10 protein-coding genes are annotated in these 17757 nt (G+C 66.4%); 1 reads left to right on the top strand and 9 read right to left on the bottom strand.

Annotation, left to right across the window (positions count from 1 at the left end; all coding sequences use genetic code 11):
- Positions 1-140 precede the first annotated feature (140 nt).
- Positions 141-1136, top strand: coding sequence for a YihY/virulence factor BrkB family protein (locus A5759_RS22540; protein WP_068201393.1), 996 nt, complete (start codon positions 141-143; stop codon positions 1134-1136).
- Between the two features lie 114 nt (positions 1137-1250).
- Here the strand turns inward: A5759_RS22540 and A5759_RS22535 are convergent, their stop codons facing one another.
- From A5759_RS22535 to A5759_RS22495, 9 genes are all read right to left on the bottom strand, one after another.
- Complete coding sequence (locus A5759_RS22535) at positions 1251-2246, bottom strand: calcium/sodium antiporter (RefSeq protein ID WP_068201391.1); 996 nt, start codon at positions 2244-2246, stop codon at positions 1251-1253.
- A 155-nt stretch (positions 2247-2401) separates the two neighbouring features.
- A complete protein-coding gene (locus A5759_RS22530; RefSeq protein ID WP_068201389.1) occupies positions 2402-6358 on the bottom strand; it encodes a DNA-directed RNA polymerase subunit beta' in 3957 nt (1318 codons plus the stop codon).
- Positions 6359-6393: 35 nt separating this feature from the next.
- Entirely contained in the window at positions 6394-9879 is a 3486-nt protein-coding gene (locus A5759_RS22525; protein ID WP_068201406.1) for a DNA-directed RNA polymerase subunit beta, read from the bottom strand.
- A gap of 399 nt (positions 9880-10278) precedes the next feature.
- A complete protein-coding gene (locus A5759_RS22520) occupies positions 10279-12258 on the bottom strand; it encodes a hypothetical protein (protein WP_068201387.1) in 1980 nt (659 codons plus the stop codon).
- 58 nt (positions 12259-12316) lie between these two features.
- Positions 12317-14617 (bottom strand): molybdopterin-dependent oxidoreductase, encoded by a 2301-nt coding sequence (locus A5759_RS22515; protein WP_068201385.1) that lies wholly within the window; start codon positions 14615-14617, stop codon positions 12317-12319.
- A 38-nt stretch (positions 14618-14655) separates the two neighbouring features.
- On the bottom strand, positions 14656-15735 hold the full coding sequence (locus A5759_RS22510) for an ABC transporter ATP-binding protein (RefSeq protein WP_068201383.1): 1080 nt from the start codon (positions 15733-15735) through the stop codon (positions 14656-14658).
- A gap of 192 nt (positions 15736-15927) precedes the next feature.
- A complete protein-coding gene (gene rplL, locus A5759_RS22505) occupies positions 15928-16320 on the bottom strand; it encodes a 50S ribosomal protein L7/L12 (protein WP_064345556.1) in 393 nt (130 codons plus the stop codon).
- 96 nt (positions 16321-16416) lie between these two features.
- The gene (gene rplJ / locus A5759_RS22500) at positions 16417-16944 is read right to left on the bottom strand and encodes a 50S ribosomal protein L10 (protein WP_068201382.1); all 528 of its coding nucleotides are present in this window, start codon (positions 16942-16944) and stop codon (positions 16417-16419) included.
- Between the two features lie 356 nt (positions 16945-17300).
- A complete protein-coding gene (locus A5759_RS22495; RefSeq protein WP_068201379.1) occupies positions 17301-17738 on the bottom strand; it encodes a DUF1772 domain-containing protein in 438 nt (145 codons plus the stop codon).
- Between the last annotated feature and the right edge of the window lie 19 nt (positions 17739-17757).

Here is a 17757-nt window from a genome sequence, read left to right as displayed (position 1 = left end):
CGCGGATGCGGATAACCACTTGGCATGCGCAACGCTCCTAAATCCAGGGATGTTGCACTGACCGTATGAATCTGCCCGTCGTTCGTGTGCGGGTAACCCACGTTCGGCCCCCGCGCGAAGACGCCGCCTAGGCTCGCAGCGTGGGATCTGGAAGCGACCCGTCTCCGTTCTCGTCGTGGTCGGACACGGTCGATTCCACCCGTTCGACCTTGCAACGACGCGCGATTTCGATGCTGTCGCGTGCGCCGCGACCGGTGCGGCAGGCCGGCCGGCTGATCGCCCGCACCGTCAACGACACGCTGCGTGATCGCGTACCCGGGCTGGCTGCCGAGGTCGCGCTGTTCTCCTTGATCTCGTTGCCGTCGCTGTTGATCGCGGTCCTCGGCTCGCTCGGGTTCATCGCCGACGCGCTCGGCCCGGAAGGCACGGCGCGACTACATCGACTGCTGCTCGAGGTGCCCAGCTCCTTTCTTGCCGAGCGAACCTTCGAGTCATACCGGCGCGTGGTCGAGGCCGGGCTCACGCAATCACGCGGAAGCGTGATCTCCATCGGAATTGTGCTGAGCCTGTGGACGGGTTCGCGGGCGGTGAACCGGTACCTGGAGACGATCACCATCGCCTACGGTGTCGAGCCCAGGCCTGCTTGGCGACGACGGCTGCTGGCGTTGGGGCTGACCGCAGGCGGGCTCCTCGGCGCAGTGGCGATTCTGCCGCCCCTTGTCCTCGGGCCTGACCTCGTGGCGTGGGTCACGCCCGACCCGCTGACCGAAAGTACTTTGCGCGCACTGGATCTGCTGTTCTGGCCCGGGGTGGCGCTGCTGATCCTCGTCGGACTGGTCACGCTGTATCACCTAGGCGTGCCGTGGCGATTGCCTTGGCGCCGCGACATTCCCGGGGCGGTGCTGGCGATGGTCCTGTGGCTGGTGGCATCGGCGGGGCTTCGCGCGTACCTGGCGGTCAGCGCGCGTGACGACGCCGTATACAGCCAGCTCGCCGTGCCGATCGCCGTCGTCCTGTGGCTCTACATCACGGCTTTCGCGGTGCTGCTCGGCGCGGAGTTCAACGCCGAGATCGAAAAGATGTGGCCGCACGAGAAGTATCCGTGGCGGCTACGTCGGCGACGACGAGCAAGCTAGGCCTCCCCCCGGCCCGCCGACTGTGGGGTTATGTCACGCGAATCCGTGCCAGGCGTGCGGGTAACCCACGTTCGCGGCGACGACGAGCCCGCCCCGAGTGTGCCTGAACCGCGGTCACGTCTGTGTGGCCAGCAGGAAGCACAAGTAGCCCACGTAGGCGGTGACCATCGCCACGCCCTCGGCGCGCGAGACGCGCCGCCCAGTGATGAAAATCGGGATGCAGGCCAGCGCGACGATCACCATGATCGGCAGGTCGATTGTCACGAGGCTGGACGGCAGCTTCAGCCCCTGCGCCGGCACCAGGCAGGTCAGGCCGAGGATGAGCAGGATGTTGTAAATGCTGCTGCCGATCAGATTGCCGATCGCGATGTCCCTGTCACCGCGCAAGGTGGAGATCATGGTGGTCACCAACTCCGGTGCAGACGTGCCGATCGCGACCACCGTCAGGCCGATCAGCGCATCGGAGACGCCGAACTGACGCGCCATACCGACCGCCCCGTCGACAAGCCAATCCGCTCCCAGCACGACGACCGCGATACCGCCCAGCGTCATCGCGACATTGGTCGAGGTCCGCCGCCGTTTGGTCGTCGCCGAGCCGACCTCGTCGGTCGCGTACTCGGCAACCAGCTCGGCCGCGAATTCGACGGCGACGGCGTGGGATTCGCGTCGAGCCGACCAGATCACCGCGGCGGTGTAGACGACCGCACACACGACCAGGATGGCGCCGTCGAGCCGGGTCAGCACGCCATCGGCGGCCAGCACCAACAGCAGCAGCGCCGCGACACCCATGATCGGCAGTTCAAACCGGATGGTGCGCGACTGCAACGTCAACGGCACCAGCGCAGCGCTGAGACCGAGGATGAGCAGCACGTTGACCACGTTGGTGCCGGCGATGTTGCCGACCGCCAGCGCGCCGCTGCCCTCCCCCGCCGCAACTACACCGACCGCCAATTCCGGCATGCTGGTCCCGACCGAGACCACCGTCAGCCCGATGACGATCGGGCTGATCCCCAGTCGCACAGCGACTCCGGCTCCACCGCGGACCATCACGTCGGCGCCGACGATCAATGCGCTCAGCCCAGCGAGGAACCACGCGAAGTTCGCCAGCATCAGGTCATGACCGTCGAGAGTGGGCTCGTGTCACGCCAAACACGTATACCGCGTGCGGGTAACCCACGTTCGCCGCACCCCGCCACCCCGCACCCCGCGCACCCCGGGCACAAAAAAGCCCCCGGGCCGTGACCCGGAGGCTTTTTCGTGAACTCTTACCGATAGTCGCTGTAGCCGTAGTCGTCCAACGGCACCGCGGCACCGGTGGCCTGGCCGAAGTCCGGGCTGTAGTACTGATCCTCGTAAGACGGGATCGTGTACGCCGCAGCGCGGGCTTCTTCGGTCGGCTGCACCTGGATGTTGCGGTAGCGGTTGATACCGGTACCGGCCGGGATCAGCTTGCCGATGATCACGTTCTCCTTCAGACCCTGCAGCTTGTCGCTGCGGCAGTTGATCGCCGCATCGGTGAGCACGCGGGTGGTCTCCTGGAACGACGCCGCCGACAGCCACGAATCGGTGGCCAGCGACGCCTTGGTGATACCCATCAGCACCGGACGACCGGCCGCGGGCTCGCCGCCCTCGGCGACCACCCGACGGTTCTCGGTCTCGAACTCGCCACGCTCGGTCAGCGAGCCGGGCAGGAATTCCGTGCTGCCCGAATCGATGATCGTGACGCGACGCAGCATCTGCCGGACGATGACCTCGATGTGCTTGTCGTGGATCGACACGCCCTGAGCGCGGTAGACCTCTTGGACCTCCTTGACGAGGTGGATCTGCACCTCGCGGGGGCCCTGGACACGCAGCACCTCGTGCGGGTCGGCAGCACCTTCCATCAGCTGCTGCCCCACCTCGACGTGGTCGCCGTCGGCGAGCAGGCGCTCGGTGCCGTCGTCGTGCTTGAACACCTTCAGGCGCTGACGACGGGAGAGCTTGTCGTACACCACTTCTTCGCCGCCATCGTCGGGAACGATGGTGATCTTGTAGAAGCGCTCGCCCTCCTCGAGTTGCACCCGGCCGGTGACGTCGGCGATCGGCGCCTTGTTCCGCGGGATGCGGGCCTCGAACAGCTCCTGCACACGAGGCAGACCACCGGTGATGTCCTCACCGACGCCGCCCTGGTGGAACGTGCGCATGGTCAGCTGCGTGCCGGGCTCGCCGATGGACTGCGCGGCGACGATGCCGACGGCCTCACCGATGTCGACGAGCTTGCCCGTAGCCATCGAGCGGCCGTAACACATCGCGCACACGCCGGTGCCCGTGGCACAGGTCAGCACGGAGCGGACCTTCACCTCGGTGATGCCCGCGGCCAGCAGCGCCTCGATCGCCGGGTCGCCCAGGTCGTGACCGCGCTCGACGACCACGTTGCCGTCCTTGTCGACGGCGTCGGTGGCCAGCGTCCGCGCGTAGGCCGACGTCTCGATGTGCTGATCGCGCACCAAGGCTGCGTCTTTTCCGGAGCCCTGCAGCTCGGCCAGCGTGACGTTGATGCCGCGCTCGGTCTCGCAGTCGGTCTCGCGAACGATGACGTCTTGGCTCACGTCGACCAGACGACGGGTCAGGTAACCCGAGTCGGCGGTACGAAGAGCGGTGTCCGCCAGACCCTTTCGGGCGCCGTGGGTGTTGATGAAGTACTCCAGCACCGTCAGGCCCTCGCGGAACGAGGACTTGATCGGACGCGGGATGAACTCACCCTTCGGGTTGGTCACCAGACCCTTCATGCCAGCCAGGGTCCTGGTCTGCGTGAAGTTACCCGTGGCACCCGAGTCGACGATCGTGATGATCGGGTTGTCCTTCGGGTAGTGCGCCCGCAGCGCCTCGCCGACCTCTTCGGTGGCGTCCTGCCAGATCTTGACCAGTGCGTCGTTGCGCTCGTCGTGGTTGAGAGCACCGCGCTGGTACTTCTTCTCGATCTGGTCGGCTTCCTTCTCGTAGCGGTCCAGGATCTCCTGCTTCTGCGGTGGCACCAACACATCGGCCATCGACACAGTGACACCCGAACGGGTGGCCCAGTAGAAGCCGGCGTCCTTGAGCTTGTCCACGGTCTGCGCGACCACGATCATCGGGTAGCGCTCGGCGAGATCGTTGACGATCCGCGCCTGGACCTTCTTGTGCATCTGCTCGTTGACGAACGGATAGCCGTGCGGCAGAAGCTCGTTGAACATCACCCGGCCCAGCGTGGTTTCCGCGGTCCATGCGTCGCCCGGCTTCCAGCCCTCCGGGAACAGCTCGGCTTCCAGATCGGCGGACGGACGCAGCTGCGTCAACCGCACGCGGATCTTGGCCCGCACCGACAGCGCACCGCGGTCCATCGCCATGATGGCCTCGGCGGGCGAGCTGTACACACCGGTCTCCGGCTGATCCTTGGCGGCAGGCGTGTACTCGCCGGCATCGCCCTCGATCATCGTCGTCAGGTAGTACAGGCCGGTCACCATGTCCAGACGCGGCATGGCCAATGGCCGACCCGACGCCGGGGACAGGATGTTGTTCGACGACAGCATCAGGATGCGTGCCTCGGCCTGCGCCTCCGCCGACAGCGGAAGGTGCACGGCCATCTGGTCACCGTCGAAGTCGGCGTTGAACGCCTCGCAGACCAACGGGTGCAGCTGAATGGCCTTGCCCTCCACCAGCTGCGGCTCGAAGGCCTGAATACCGAGGCGGTGCAGCGTCGGCGCACGGTTCAGCAGAACCGGGTGCTCGGCGATGACCTCTTCGAGGACATCCCACACCTGCGGACGCTGACGCTCGACCATGCGCTTGGCGCTCTTGATGTTCTGCGCGTGGTTCAGATCCACCAGACGCTTCATCACGAACGGCTTGAACAGTTCCAGAGCCATCAGCTTGGGCAGACCGCACTGGTGCAGCTTGAGCTGCGGGCCGACCACGATGACCGAACGGCCGGAGTAGTCGACGCGCTTACCGAGCAGGTTCTGGCGGAACCGACCCTGCTTGCCCTTCAACAGATCCGACAGCGACTTGAGCGGACGGTTGCCCGGTCCGGTGACCGGACGGCCGCGGCGGCCGTTGTCGAACAGCGCGTCCACCGACTCCTGCAGCATGCGCTTCTCGTTGTTGACGATGATCTCCGGCGCGCCGAGATCGATCAGTCGCTTCAACCGGTTGTTGCGGTTGATCACGCGGCGGTACAGGTCGTTGAGGTCCGACGTCGCGAACCGGCCACCATCGAGCTGCACCATCGGGCGCAGCTCCGGCGGAATCACCGGAACGGCGTCGAGCACCATGCCCATCGGCGAGTTGCTCGACTGCTGGAACGCGGCGACCACCTTGAGCCGCTTCAGCGCACGGAGCTTCTTCTGCCCCTTGCCACTTCGGATGACCTCGCGCAGCTCCTCGGCCTCGGCCTCGATGTCGAAGTTCTCGATGAGCTTCTTGATCGCCTCGGCGCCCATCGCACCGGTGAAGTACTCGCCGTAGCGGTCCTGCAGTTCCCGGTAGAGCACCTCGTCGACGACGAGCTGCTTGGGCGCCAGCTTGGTGAAGGTGGTCCAGATCTCCTCAAGCCGGTCCAGCTCGCGCTGGGCCCGGTCGCGGATCTGACGCATCTCGCGCTCGCCACCGTCGCGCACCTTGCGGCGCACGTCGCTCTTGGCGCCTTCCTTCTCCAGCTCGGCCAGGTCGGCCTCGAGCTTCTGGGACCGCTCGGCCAGATCGAGATCGCGCTGATCCTCAACGGCCTTGCGCTCCACGGCCATTTCGGCTTCCAGCGTGGACAGCTCGTTGTGGCGCATCTCGTCGTCGACGGCGGTGATGACGTAGGCGGCGAAGTAGATGATCTTCTCGAGATCCTTCGGCGCCAGGTCGAGCAGATAGCCCAGCCGCGAAGGCACACCCTTGAAGTACCAGATGTGCGTGACGGGCGCGGCCAGCTCGATGTGGCCCATCCGCTCACGACGCACCTTGGCGCGAGTGACCTCGACGCCGCAGCGCTCACAGATGATGCCCTTGAAGCGGACGCGCTTGTACTTGCCGCAGTAGCACTCCCAGTCGCGAGTCGGTCCGAAGATCTTCTCGCAGAACAGGCCGTCCTTCTCCGGCTTCAGCGTGCGGTAGTTGATGGTCTCCGGCTTCTTGACCTCGCCGAAGGACCAGTTGCGGATGTCGTCCGCGGTCGCGAGACCGATACGGAGTTCATCGAAGAAGTTGACGTCTAGCACGTAACTCCCTTTCCCCTTTCGGGACTAGAAAACTATTAGGCCAAATCTTCTACAGAGGCAGATTCGTTGCGCGACAAGTTGATTCCCAGGTTCGCCGCAGCGCGCTCCAGGTCCTCGTCGTCGCCGTCACGCATCTCGATCGCGGCGCCGTCACTCGACAGCACCTCGACGTTGAGGCACAGCGACTGCAATTCCTTGAGCAGCACCTTGAACGACTCGGGGATGCCCGGCTCGGGGATGTTCTCGCCCTTGACGATCGCCTCGTAAACCTTGACCCGGCCGACGGTGTCGTCGGACTTGATGGTCAACAGCTCCTGCAGCGTGTAGGCCGCGCCGTAGGCCTGCATGGCCCAACATTCCATCTCGCCGAACCGCTGGCCGCCGAACTGCGCCTTACCGCCCAGCGGCTGCTGGGTGATCATCGAGTACGGCCCGGTGGAGCGAGCGTGAATCTTGTCGTCCACCAAGTGGTGCAGCTTGAGGATGTACATGTAGCCCACCGTCACCGGATACGGGAACGGCTCGCCACTGCGACCGTCGAACAGCATCGCCTTGCCGTCCTCGTCGACGAGCGTCTCGCCGTCGCGGTTGGGCAGCGTGGACCCCAGCAGACCCTGCAGCTCGTTCTCGCGGGCACCGTCGAACACCGGTGTCGAGACGATGCTTCCCGGCTCGGACTCCAGCAGCTCCTTGGGCAGCGCATTCGCCCAGTCCGGTGAACCGTTGATCTTCCAGCCGCTCTTGGCCACCCACCCGAGGTGGGTCTCCAGGATCTGACCGATGTTCATACGACGCGGCACACCGTGGGTGTTCAAGATGATGTCCACGGGGGTGCCGTCAGGCAGGAACGGCATGTCCTCGACGGGCAGGATCTTGCCGATGACGCCCTTGTTGCCGTGGCGTCCGGCCAGCTTGTCGCCGTCGGAGATCTTGCGCTTCTGCGCGACGTAGACGCGGACCAACTCGTTGACGCCGGCGGGCAGCTCGTCGTCATCCTCGCGGGAGAACACGCGGATGCCGATGACCTTGCCGGACTCACCGTGCGGCACCTTGAGCGACGTGTCGCGGACCTCGCGCGCCTTCTCACCGAAGATCGCACGGAGCAGCCGCTCCTCCGGGGTCAGCTCGGTCTCACCCTTCGGTGTGACCTTGCCGACCAGGATGTCGCCGTCGCGGACCTCGGCACCGATGCGGACGATGCCGCGCTCGTCGAGGTCGGCCAGCACCTCATCGGAGACGTTCGGGATGTCCCGGGTGATCTCCTCGGCGCCCAGCTTGGTGTCGCGGGCGTCGATCTCGTGCTCCTCGATGTGAATCGAGGTGAGCACGTCCTCTTCCACCAGGCGGTTGGACAGGATGATCGCGTCCTCGTAGTTGTGGCCCTCCCACGGCATGATCGCCACGAGCAGGTTCTTGCCCAGCGCCATCTCACCGTTCTCGGTGCACGGCCCGTCGGCGATGACCTGACCCGCCTCGACCCGCTGGCCGGCGTCCACGATCGGACGCTGGTTGGCGCAGGTGCCGTGGTTCGACCGCGCGAACTTGCGCATCCGGTAGGTGTGCCGGGTGCCGTCGTCGGCCATCACGGTGACGTAGTCGGCCGAGACCTCCTCGATCACGCCCGCCTTGTCTGCGACGACGACGTCGCCGGCGTCGATCGCGGCACGCAACTCCATCCCGGTGCCGACCAGCGGGGCCTCGCTGCGCACCAGCGGAACCGCCTGGCGCTGCATGTTGGCACCCATCAGGGCGCGGTTGGCGTCGTCGTGCTCGAGGAACGGGATCATGGCCGTCGCGACCGACACCATCTGGCGCGGCGAGACGTCCATGTAGTCCACCTCGCTCGACGAGATCTGCTCGACCTCGCCGCCCTTGCGGCGGACCAGGACGCGCTCCTCGACGAAGCGGCCGTTGTCATCGATCGGCGAGTTGGCCTGCGCCACGACGTGGCGGTCCTCCTCGTCGGCGGTCAGGTACTCGATGTCATCCGTGACAACACCGTCCTTGACCTTGCGGTACGGCGTCTCGATGAAGCCGAACGGGTTGACCCGCGCGTACACCGACAGCGAGCCGATCAGGCCGATGTTCGGACCCTCCGGGGTCTCGATCGGGCACATGCGCCCGTAGTGCGAGGGGTGCACGTCGCGGACCTCGAGGCCGGCGCGCTCACGGGACAGCCCGCCGGGGCCCAGCGCCGACAGGCGGCGCTTGTGGGTCAGACCCGACAGGGGGTTGTTCTGGTCCATGAACTGCGACAGCTGGCTGGTGCCGAAGAACTCCTTGATCGCCGCCACGACGGGACGGATGTTGATCAGGGTCTGCGGCGTGATCGCCTCGACGTCCTGCGTCGTCATGCGCTCGCGCACGACGCGCTCCATCCGCGACAGGCCGACCCGGATCTGGTTCTGGATCAGCTCGCCGACGGTGCGCAGACGACGGTTGCCGAAGTGGTCGATGTCATCGACCTCGACGGGAACCTCGACACCACCCGGAACGGTCATCGTCTTGTCGCCCTGATGCAGGCGCACCAGGTACTCGATGGTGGCGACGACGTCCTCTTCGGTCAGTGTGGTCGCCGTGGTCTGTTCCGGATTCTCGGTGATGCCCAGCTTCTTGTTGACCTTGTAGCGGCCGACGCGGGCCAGGTCGTAGCGCTTCTCCTTGAAGAACAGGTTCTCCAGCAGGGTCTGCGCGGACTCCTTGGTCGGCGGCTCGCCCGGGCGCAGCTTGCGGTAGATGTCGAGCAGCGCCTCGTCGGTTCCGGCGGTGTTGTCCTTCTCCAGCGTCGACATCATGATCTCGGAGAAGCCGAACCGCTCCGTGATCTGCTCGCTGGTCCAACCGAGCGCCTTGAGCAGCACGGTGACCGGCTGACGGCGCTTGCGGTCGATGCGCACCCCGACGGTGTCGCGCTTGTCGACGTCGAACTCCAGCCACGCACCGCGGCCGGGGATCACCTTGACGCTGTGCAGCGTCTTCTCGGTGGACTTGTCGATGTTCTCGTCGAAGTAGACGCCCGGCGAGCGGACCAGCTGGCTCACCACGACACGCTCGGTGCCGTTGATGATGAACGTGCCCTTCTCGGTCATCATCGGGAAGTCGCCCATGAAGACCGTCTGGCTCTTGATCTCACCGGTGTTGTTGTTGATGAACTCCGCGGTGACGAACAGCGGCGCCGCGTACGTCATGTCCTTGTCTTTGCATTCGTCGACGGGGGCCTTGACCTCGTCGAAGCGCGGATCGGAGAAGGACAGCGACATCGAGCCGGAGAAGTCCTCGATCGGGCTCAGCTCGGAGAGCACCTCTTCGAGGCCACCAACGGGGTTCTCCTCGCCGCGCTCCTTGGCCTTCTCACGCCAGGCCTCGGAGCCGATCAGCCATTCGAAAGACTCGGTTTGAACGTCAAGAAGCCCGGGAACCTCGAGGGGCTCACGGAGCTTTGCAAAGGAAATTCGGTTTGGTGCTCCGGGGACGGAGTTTTTAGTAGCTTCTGCTGTCTTGCTTGGGCGGGACCCTGCCAAGATGCATCCTTCCAGCACCTCATGCGACTATCGTCCCGGTAGACCACCGGTCCGTTTCGTCGCGATATCTGCGTCGGTTCGGCTGGCCACTCACGACCACAAACTTCCCGAACGCACGGCACGCGACTAGATCACTGAGCTGGGCTCAGGCTAGGACATCGGTGTCAGGTGCGGGTTTAGGTGGGCAGGATGCAGCCAGCGCAACGTCCAACAGTACCGCAGGACGGCGTATTCCTCAACATCCGCAAAACATCCACAACCCAACCGCATGTATGGCACGCATCGGGGCGCTGGCTGGCGACTCGATCCTTCTCATACGTCCATACATTGCTGCAGAACAGATTGGCCCCTCGGCGGCTTCCCGTCAAGAGATAACACGGGTTGTTGTGGAGTTTTGCGTCAGGCGGCGACCGCGTTGCTGCAGTGCCCGGACCCGGTCGAGCCCACCGATTCGCGGACGCATACCGGATCCATAGAGAACAAGCCGTCGGCCAACGGCATGAACGGCTCCAGGAAGTTCAGCAGGAACGGCTTGGTCAGGGTGTTGGGCAGCGCGACCACGGTGGCCCTGCCCGCCGGGGTGTCGAAGCTGTACTGCTCGCCGGGCTGCAGGTAGACGCCCTCCTTGGCCCCCTCCGGGTCGAACATGTCGTTGACCCATCCGACCATCAGCATCTGCGCGGCCGCAGAGTTCTCGGGGCGCGAGAACCCGGCGACCAGCTCCTGCGCGAACTGAATCAGTGGATTGCCGCCCCGCATGGCGTCGACGTGTGAGCCGTTGACCAGCGTTACGCCGACGAATTGGCCGGGCCGCGCCGCGAGGGTCGCGTCGAGGCCGGCGCCGAAGTTGTTCCACATGTAGACCGGCGCGGCGAGCTGATAGATCGGGATATCCTGCGGAACCTTCCTCAGCGACTCCGTCATCACCGCCGGGTCGCCGAGCGCGACACCGTCGAGCAGCACCACCCCGGCGAGCCGGTCGACGGTTTGCTTGTCGACCATGTAGCCGGCCACGCCCGAGACGGCACCGCCGCCGAGCGAGTGGCCCATCAGCACGACGCGATCCGGGATCGGGCCGGAATAGCCGGCGGCGCGCGCGCTCTCGAGCAACGCGGTGTTCTCGCCGTCGAACAGTCCCGCCATCGCCTCGTGCATCGGCGCGCCTCCCAGCCAGCATCCGTCGAGAGCGAAGAAGTTCGAGCTGATCGACGGCGCGACCACGATGCTGTTGGTGCGTTCGGCCAGCGCGGCTGCGGTGTGGCTGTACCACGGGGCGCTGGCGAGGAAGCCGTGCTGCAGATAGACCAGCCGATCAGGCGGTGGCGCGCCGTCGGCTGTCTGCGGGATGTACCAGTCGGCGGGCACCTCCACCCCTTCCCCTTCGGCGCATGCGCAGTCGATCCGCAGCGTCGAGGAGCGCACGGTGACCGTGCTGTTGGGCGGCAGGATCGGTGGGCCGCCCAGGAGCCGGGTCGCGACGGCGTAGAGGTCGAACACGATCGTGCCGATCACCCGCAGGATGAGCGGGATCTGGGGTGCGGTCGCGGTGGTCACCGCCGGTGGCGCCGACGCGAAGGCCACCGCGTGCACACCGAAATCCTCGGTGTCCTCGACGACGGTGGCGGCCGGCTGTTCGAGGACGACCGCAGTGCGTTCCTCGGCGGCCGGGTCGACGGTGCGGTCGATTTCGGCGACGAGGGCGGCCTTGTTGACGGCCGTATCTTCGGTCGGGCCGGTGGTGGTTTCCCGGTTGACGGTGGCAGCGTTCGGAGAGACCACGGCCGTCGCCCGCTGGTCTGTGTGGTCACGGTCCGAGCGTGACGTCGCGACCTCTTCGATCACCTCGGCGTCGGTCGTGGGTACCTCGTTCGCGGAATCGTCGACCACCGGCTGCTCGGTCACGGGCTGCTCGACCGCCGGCTGCTCCACCACGGCGTCGGTGGCCGGAGCATCGTCGGTGACCGTGGCGGCGGTCTCGGCGTCCTTTGCCTCAGCTGTTGCGGTGTCGGTGTCTTTCGGCGTCGCCGCGGGCTTTTTCCGGTCGGCGCTACGGTCCGCCTTGTCGGTCGCGTCGGAACTCTTCGCATCCTTCGTGTCGTCGGGCGCCGTCGCGCCGACGCGGGTGCGCGGCGCGTCGCCGGTCGTGCGCGCGGTCGTTGCGTTCGAAGCCCGGGACGAGGCAGCGCTGCCCGTCGGTTCGCCGGCGGCCGAATCCTTCGCACTGTCAGCGGAATTCGACGACTCGGAGGACGTGGATCCACCGCCATCCGACGACGAACCGTCGTCAGCGACCGCCGCACCCGCACCGGCGAGGATTGCCGCCGACAGTCCTGCGGTGACGACACCCGCTCTCAACCACACCAGAAACCGGTCGACCATGACCTCTCCCGCTCGACGACGGGAGAAAGATAACGGGTTTGCTGGCCGCGAACCGGCCTTATGCGAAAGTTTGCGCGTGCTGGGACGGCGCGACCACCGAGGCGACCCGCTCGACACGCACCGGGACACCGGTCAACCGGGCCATCCCGGCCAGGCTCTCGATATCGGCCGGATCGCTGGACATCAACAGGTTGACGTTAGCGCCGCCCGCGTCGTTGGCGACCCGCCAGCCGGCCGTTCCCTTGTGTCCCCAACCGTGCGGGACCGCAATCACGGAAGCCACGATGTCCTTGGTGGCGGTGACCGCAACCTCGATCTGGCCGTGCGGCGAGGTGATCCGGACGGTGTCGCCGTCGACGATGCCGGCGGCGGCCGCGTCGTCGACGTGCATGAGCGCTCGGTGCGTACGTTCACCGCGCATCAGGAGCGGCGAGTTGTGCATCCACGAGTTCTCCGACCGCGCCTCGCGCATGCCGATCAGCCGCATCGGATAGCCGTCGGCGACGCGGCGACGCGACAGCTTGTCGACCTCGGCGGCGATCTCGTCGTGGCGCAGACGCACCAGGCGGCCGCGGTAGACGACGATGTCCCGCAGCACGCCGGCCCGCAGATGGTCCGCCAGCACGACGCCGTGCGGACGGTTCCTGGTGAGTTTGGCGAAGCTCAAGCCGCGCCGCAGGCCAAACCGGTCGCCGCCCTCGGCCAACCGGATCACGGCATCGGCGAGCGTCCGCGGGCTGAGTTGAACACCAAACGCCGACAACATCTTTCGCACGCCAGCGAGCATCGCGAGGCCGGGCGTCGACCGCCACATCCTGGCGGTGAGATCGCCGATGATCTCCCACTCTGGGCGGGCCTGGCCCACCGGAGCGACGACGGCCTCGGTGGCTTGCCGGAACGGTGTGGGTTGCAGCGTCTGGAACGGCAGCGGGAAGTCGTCGCGTTCGTACATCGACGTCGCGGGCAGCACGTAATCGCAGTGCGCCAGCGTCTCGTTGAGGTAGAGGTCGATCCCGACCATCAGCTCCAGGGACTCCAACGCGGTCTCGAGTTCGTCGCCGTTGGGCACGGAAAGCACCGGGTTGCCCGCGCCGACGAACAGCGCCCTGACCTGTCCGCGTCCCGGCGTGGCGATCTCCTTGGCCATCACGCCCGCGGGTTCGGAACCGAGGACGGAGGGAAATCCGCCGATGCGTGACCGTTTGCGGGTGTAGACGGTGCGCAGCAGCGCCCCGCCGGCCTTGTTGAGCCACCGCTCCCCCGGTATGCCGAGCCTGCCGAACATGCTGCCGCCCGGCACGTCGAGATTGCCGGCCACCAGGTTCACGGCGTCCAGTAGATACGTCGTCAGCGTCCCGTTTTCGCCGATGCTGGTGCCGACACGTCCGTACACCGCGGCCCGTTCGGCCCCGGCCAGGTCGCGGGCCAGCGTGCGGACGGTGTCGGGGTCGACCCCGGTGTGCGCCTCGGTGACTTCGGGGTTGAATGGTTCGGCCAGCCGCTCGAGCCACTCCGCGCCGTTCGCTTGCTCCGCGAGGCGTCGGCGGTCGGCCAGGTTCTCACCGAACATCACATGCAATAAGGACAGCAGTAGGTAGGCGTCGCCGTCGGGGACGATGCCCAGCCACTCGAACTGCGCCGCCGTCTCGGTCCTGCGGGGATCGATGACCAGCACGCGGCCACCCCGCTTGACGATGTCGTGCATGCGGTCCCGGATCCGCGGCGCGGTGAGCACGCTGCCGTGTGAGATGACGGGGTTGGCGCCGATGACCACGAGGAAGTCGGTGCGCAACACATCGGGTACGGGCAGCGCGAGCGGCGACCCGTAGAGCAAGTGGCTGGCGACGAAGCGGTTGTTCACGTCCTGCGAGCCTGCGGTGAACACGTGCAGGCCTCGGCCGGGACCGCCGCGCAGACCGAGCCCGAATCCACCCATCAGCATGCTCAGGCTCAGCGTGTATGAGTAGCTGAACGCGCCTGGGTTGCCGAAGTACCAGCCGATCGCGCCAGCCCCGTGCCTGCGGTGGATCTCGGTGAGCCGGGCGGCGATGTCGGTCATCGCCTCGTCCCAGCTGACGGGTTCGAAGCCGCCTTCGGATGTGGGAGCACCACCCGCTTGCGGGAGACCGCTTGCGCGAAGACCGTCAGCGCGAGCGCGTCGCCGCAGTGGCGTGGTGACCCGGTCGGGGTCGTTGACCACCTCGGTGAAGGCGATGCCCTTCTGGCAGGCGAATCCCGACGAGACGGGATGATCCTTGTCGGGGCGCAGTTCGATCAGCCGACCGTCCTCGACGGTCGCGATCATGCCGCACAGCGGTTCGCAGATCCGGCAGAACGTCGGATGATGTTCGCGCGTCATCTTTCAGCGCGAGCGCTCATCGACGTCACATCAGGGGCCTACTGCTGTGCGCGCGGGATGGCGCCCGTCGGGGCTTCTTCGTCGACGGTGTTGTGCCGGGCCGTCGTGGCATCCGGGAAGGCGCTGCCCGACTGGGTGTTCGAGCCTTCGAGGTCGGCACGGATGGCTTCCTGCGCCTTGGGCGGCAGGGTGTGCATGATCTCGCGCACCCGGGCCTGCCTGCGGTAGACGGCTTGGCGCTCCGGCATACCGGGCGTCGCCTGGATCTGCGGCGGCACACCCTCGATCTCCTCGACACCGCCGTCGTGGTGACCGGCGTCGATCATGGCCTGCTCTTCGGCCATCGTCGACTCGTCCTTCTCCTCGGACATACCGATCGGGCCGATACGGCGACCGTTGAGGAACTGCCGCACGACGGGCTCGTCGCTGGTCAGCAGCACCTCGCGCGGGCCGAACATCACCAGGTGCTTGCGGAACAGCATGCCCATGTTGTCGGGCACGGTGCGGGCGATGTTGATGTTGTGCGTCACGATGAGGATCGTGCAGTCGATCTGCGCGTTGATGTCGATCAGCAGCTGGGAAAGGTAGGCGGTACGAACAGGGTCCAGACCCGAGTCCGGCTCGTCGCAGAGGATGATCTGCGGATCGAGCACCAGGGAGCGGGCCAGCCCGGCACGCTTGCGCATACCACCGGAGATCTCGCCGGGGAACTTGTTCTCGTCGCCGGCCAGACCGACCAGCTCGAGCTTCTCCATGACGATCTGGCGGATTTCGCTTTCCTTCTTCTTGGTGTGCTCACGCAAGGGGAAAGCGGTGTTGTCGTAGAGGCTCATCGAGCCGAACAGCGCGCCGTCCTGGAACATCACGCCGAACAGGGTGCGGATCTCGTAGAGCTCCTTGGCGGTGCACTGGATCACGTCGGTGCCGTCGACGATGATGCTGCCGCGCTCCGGGCGGAGCAACCCGATCAGCGACTTCAAGAACACGGACTTGCCCGTACCGGAGGGGCCGAGCAGAACGCTCACCTCACCGGGCGGCAAGTCGAATGTGACGTCCTCCCAGATTCGCTGGGGGCCGAAGGACTTGGTCAGTCCCTCAATCTGGATGCCAATGCCCACGCGAGATCCTTCCGCCAATCATCGTCACGCCACAGGCTTCACCGCTTGTGGCTTGAGTCACTGTAGCCTACCGCTTCCGGCCACAACACGAGTCTGGTGTCGATTGTGACCCACCGAAAAAACGACTGTGGGGCCGACCCGTTTGCTGGATCGACCCCACAGTTGTGGTAGTGCCGGCGAGCCGGCGCGGTGTTACTTGACGGTGACCGTCGCGCCCGCGGCCTCGAGCTTGGCCTTGGCGTCGTCGGCGGCGGCCTTGTCGACCTTCTCGAGCAGCGGCTTGGGAGCGCCGTCGACGAGGTCCTTGGCCTCCTTGAGACCCAGGCCGGAGACGATCTCGCGGACGACCTTGATGACGCCGATCTTCTTGTCGCCGGCACCCTCGAGGATGACGTCGAACTCAGACTGCTCCTCGGCGGCCTCAGCGGGGGCGCCACCGGCGGCGGGGCCGGCAGCCGCGACGGCGACCGGGGCAGCGGCGGTGACCTCGAAGGTCTCCTCGAACTTCTTGACGAACTCGGAGAGCTCCAGCAGCGTCAGTTCCTTGAACGCGTCGAGCAGCTCGTCGGTGGACAGCTTGGCCATGAGTGGTCCTTTCTGATTCTTACTTCTGGTTGCGATTTGTGGAGTCCTGGGGCGTCAGCGCCAGGGGCGGCTCCACAAATCGCGGGTTGGGGTGGGTTAAGCGGCTTCTTCGCCGGCCTTCTTCTCTTGCAGAGCGGCGGCCAGCCGGGCGACCTGCGACGCCGGAGCGTTGAACAGGCCGGCGGCCTTGGACAGATTCGCCTTCATCGCGCCGGCCAGCTTGGCCAGCAGCACCTCGCGCGACTCAAGATCGGCGATGCGCTCGACCTCGGACACGCTCAGCGGGCGGCCGTCCATATAGCCGCCCTTGATGACGAGGGCCTTATTGTCCTTGGCGAACTTCTTGATCGCCTTGGCGGCGTCGACGGCCTCGCCCTTGACGAACGCGATCGCGGTGGGACCGACGAACAACTCGTCGAGCCCCTCGATGCCCGCCTCCGCCGCGGCACGCTTGACCAGCGTGTTCTTGGCGACTGTGTAGGTGGCGGAATCACCGAGCGAACGGCGCAGGTCCTTGAGGTTGGCCACCGTCAGCCCGCGGTACTCGGTGACGAGCGTCGCCGAAGCCTCCTTGAACTGCTCGGCGATGTCGGCAACCGCGGTGGCCTTGTCAGCCTTGGCCATGCATGCCTCCTCGTGGATGGGAACCGTGGGCCGAGTGAGGGTTGCGGGGCCGAAAAACGACGAACGCCCCGACGCAGACAGGTCGGGGCGCACAAAGCTGTAGCCTCGTCCTCCTGCGTGGGCCGCCCGGGTGATCCGGGACCTTCAACCGATTGCTCGAGCTATGTGCTCTTCGCGCGAGCGCTCATCGGTGACCGACGGTCTTCGGTGGAACGCCGTTAAGAATAGCCGACCGCCCCCTCATCAGCCAAAACGCACCTCCCCCATCTCCGCGAGCGTGCGCGTTTGCCCACGACACGCCGCGATTTTTCAGCCGCTTGCGCACGTTCACCCGGTCGCCAGCGTGCACAAACCGCCTAAACCCCGGCGACCGCAGCGACCGCCAGCCCGAACACCACCACAAGGAGGCCCACCCGCCGCCAGTGCAGCCGGTCCCACTGGCGCGCCAGCCCGCGGTCGGCGTCGGCGCCGCCAGACCAGCGCCCGATGCGGTTGTTGATCGGCACCATCAGCGCCACGGTCGCCGCCACCGCCAAGGCCATGGTCAGCGCCGCGGTGATGAACAGCCAGTCCACCCGCAACAGCACGGCCGCCACGATCAACACCACCAGCGCCGCTGCGTACCAGAACGGCATCACCTTGCCCAGCACCCGCCCGCTGTCGCTACGGGCCTGCGCGAAGGCCCCGTCGGGCAGCCGCCCCAGGACGGGGTTCAGGAACACCGCGACCGCGAGCTCGACGCCGACCAACGGTCCGACGATCAGCAGGGCCAGCACTCCAATGATTGCTTCCATCCCTCGACCGTGCCCGTTA

Origin of the sequence: Mycobacterium sp. 852014-52144_SCH5372336 (genome assembly GCF_001665615.1) — a bacterium.
Classification (GTDB): Bacteria; Actinomycetota; Actinomycetes; order Mycobacteriales; family Mycobacteriaceae; genus Mycobacterium; species Mycobacterium neumannii_A.
Note: the sequence above shows the minus strand (reverse complement) of the source record. Positions and strands in the feature narration are given on the sequence as shown.

Coding starts and splice junctions, on each gene's coding strand:
- A5759_RS22535 (WP_068201391.1), bottom strand. CDS start 2,246: ATGCTGGCGAACTTCGCGTGGTTCCTCGCTGGGCTGAGCGCATTGATC.
- A5759_RS22520 (WP_068201387.1), bottom strand. CDS start 12,258: ATGGTCGACCGGTTTCTGGTGTGGTTGAGAGCGGGTGTCGTCACCGCA.
- A5759_RS22515 (WP_068201385.1), bottom strand. CDS start 14,617: ATGACGCGCGAACATCATCCGACGTTCTGCCGGATCTGCGAACCGCTG.
- rplL (WP_064345556.1), bottom strand. CDS start 16,320: ATGGCCAAGCTGTCCACCGACGAGCTGCTCGACGCGTTCAAGGAACTG.
- rplJ (WP_068201382.1), bottom strand. CDS start 16,944: ATGGCCAAGGCTGACAAGGCCACCGCGGTTGCCGACATCGCCGAGCAG.
- A5759_RS22495 (WP_068201379.1), bottom strand. CDS start 17,738: ATGGAAGCAATCATTGGAGTGCTGGCCCTGCTGATCGTCGGACCGTTG.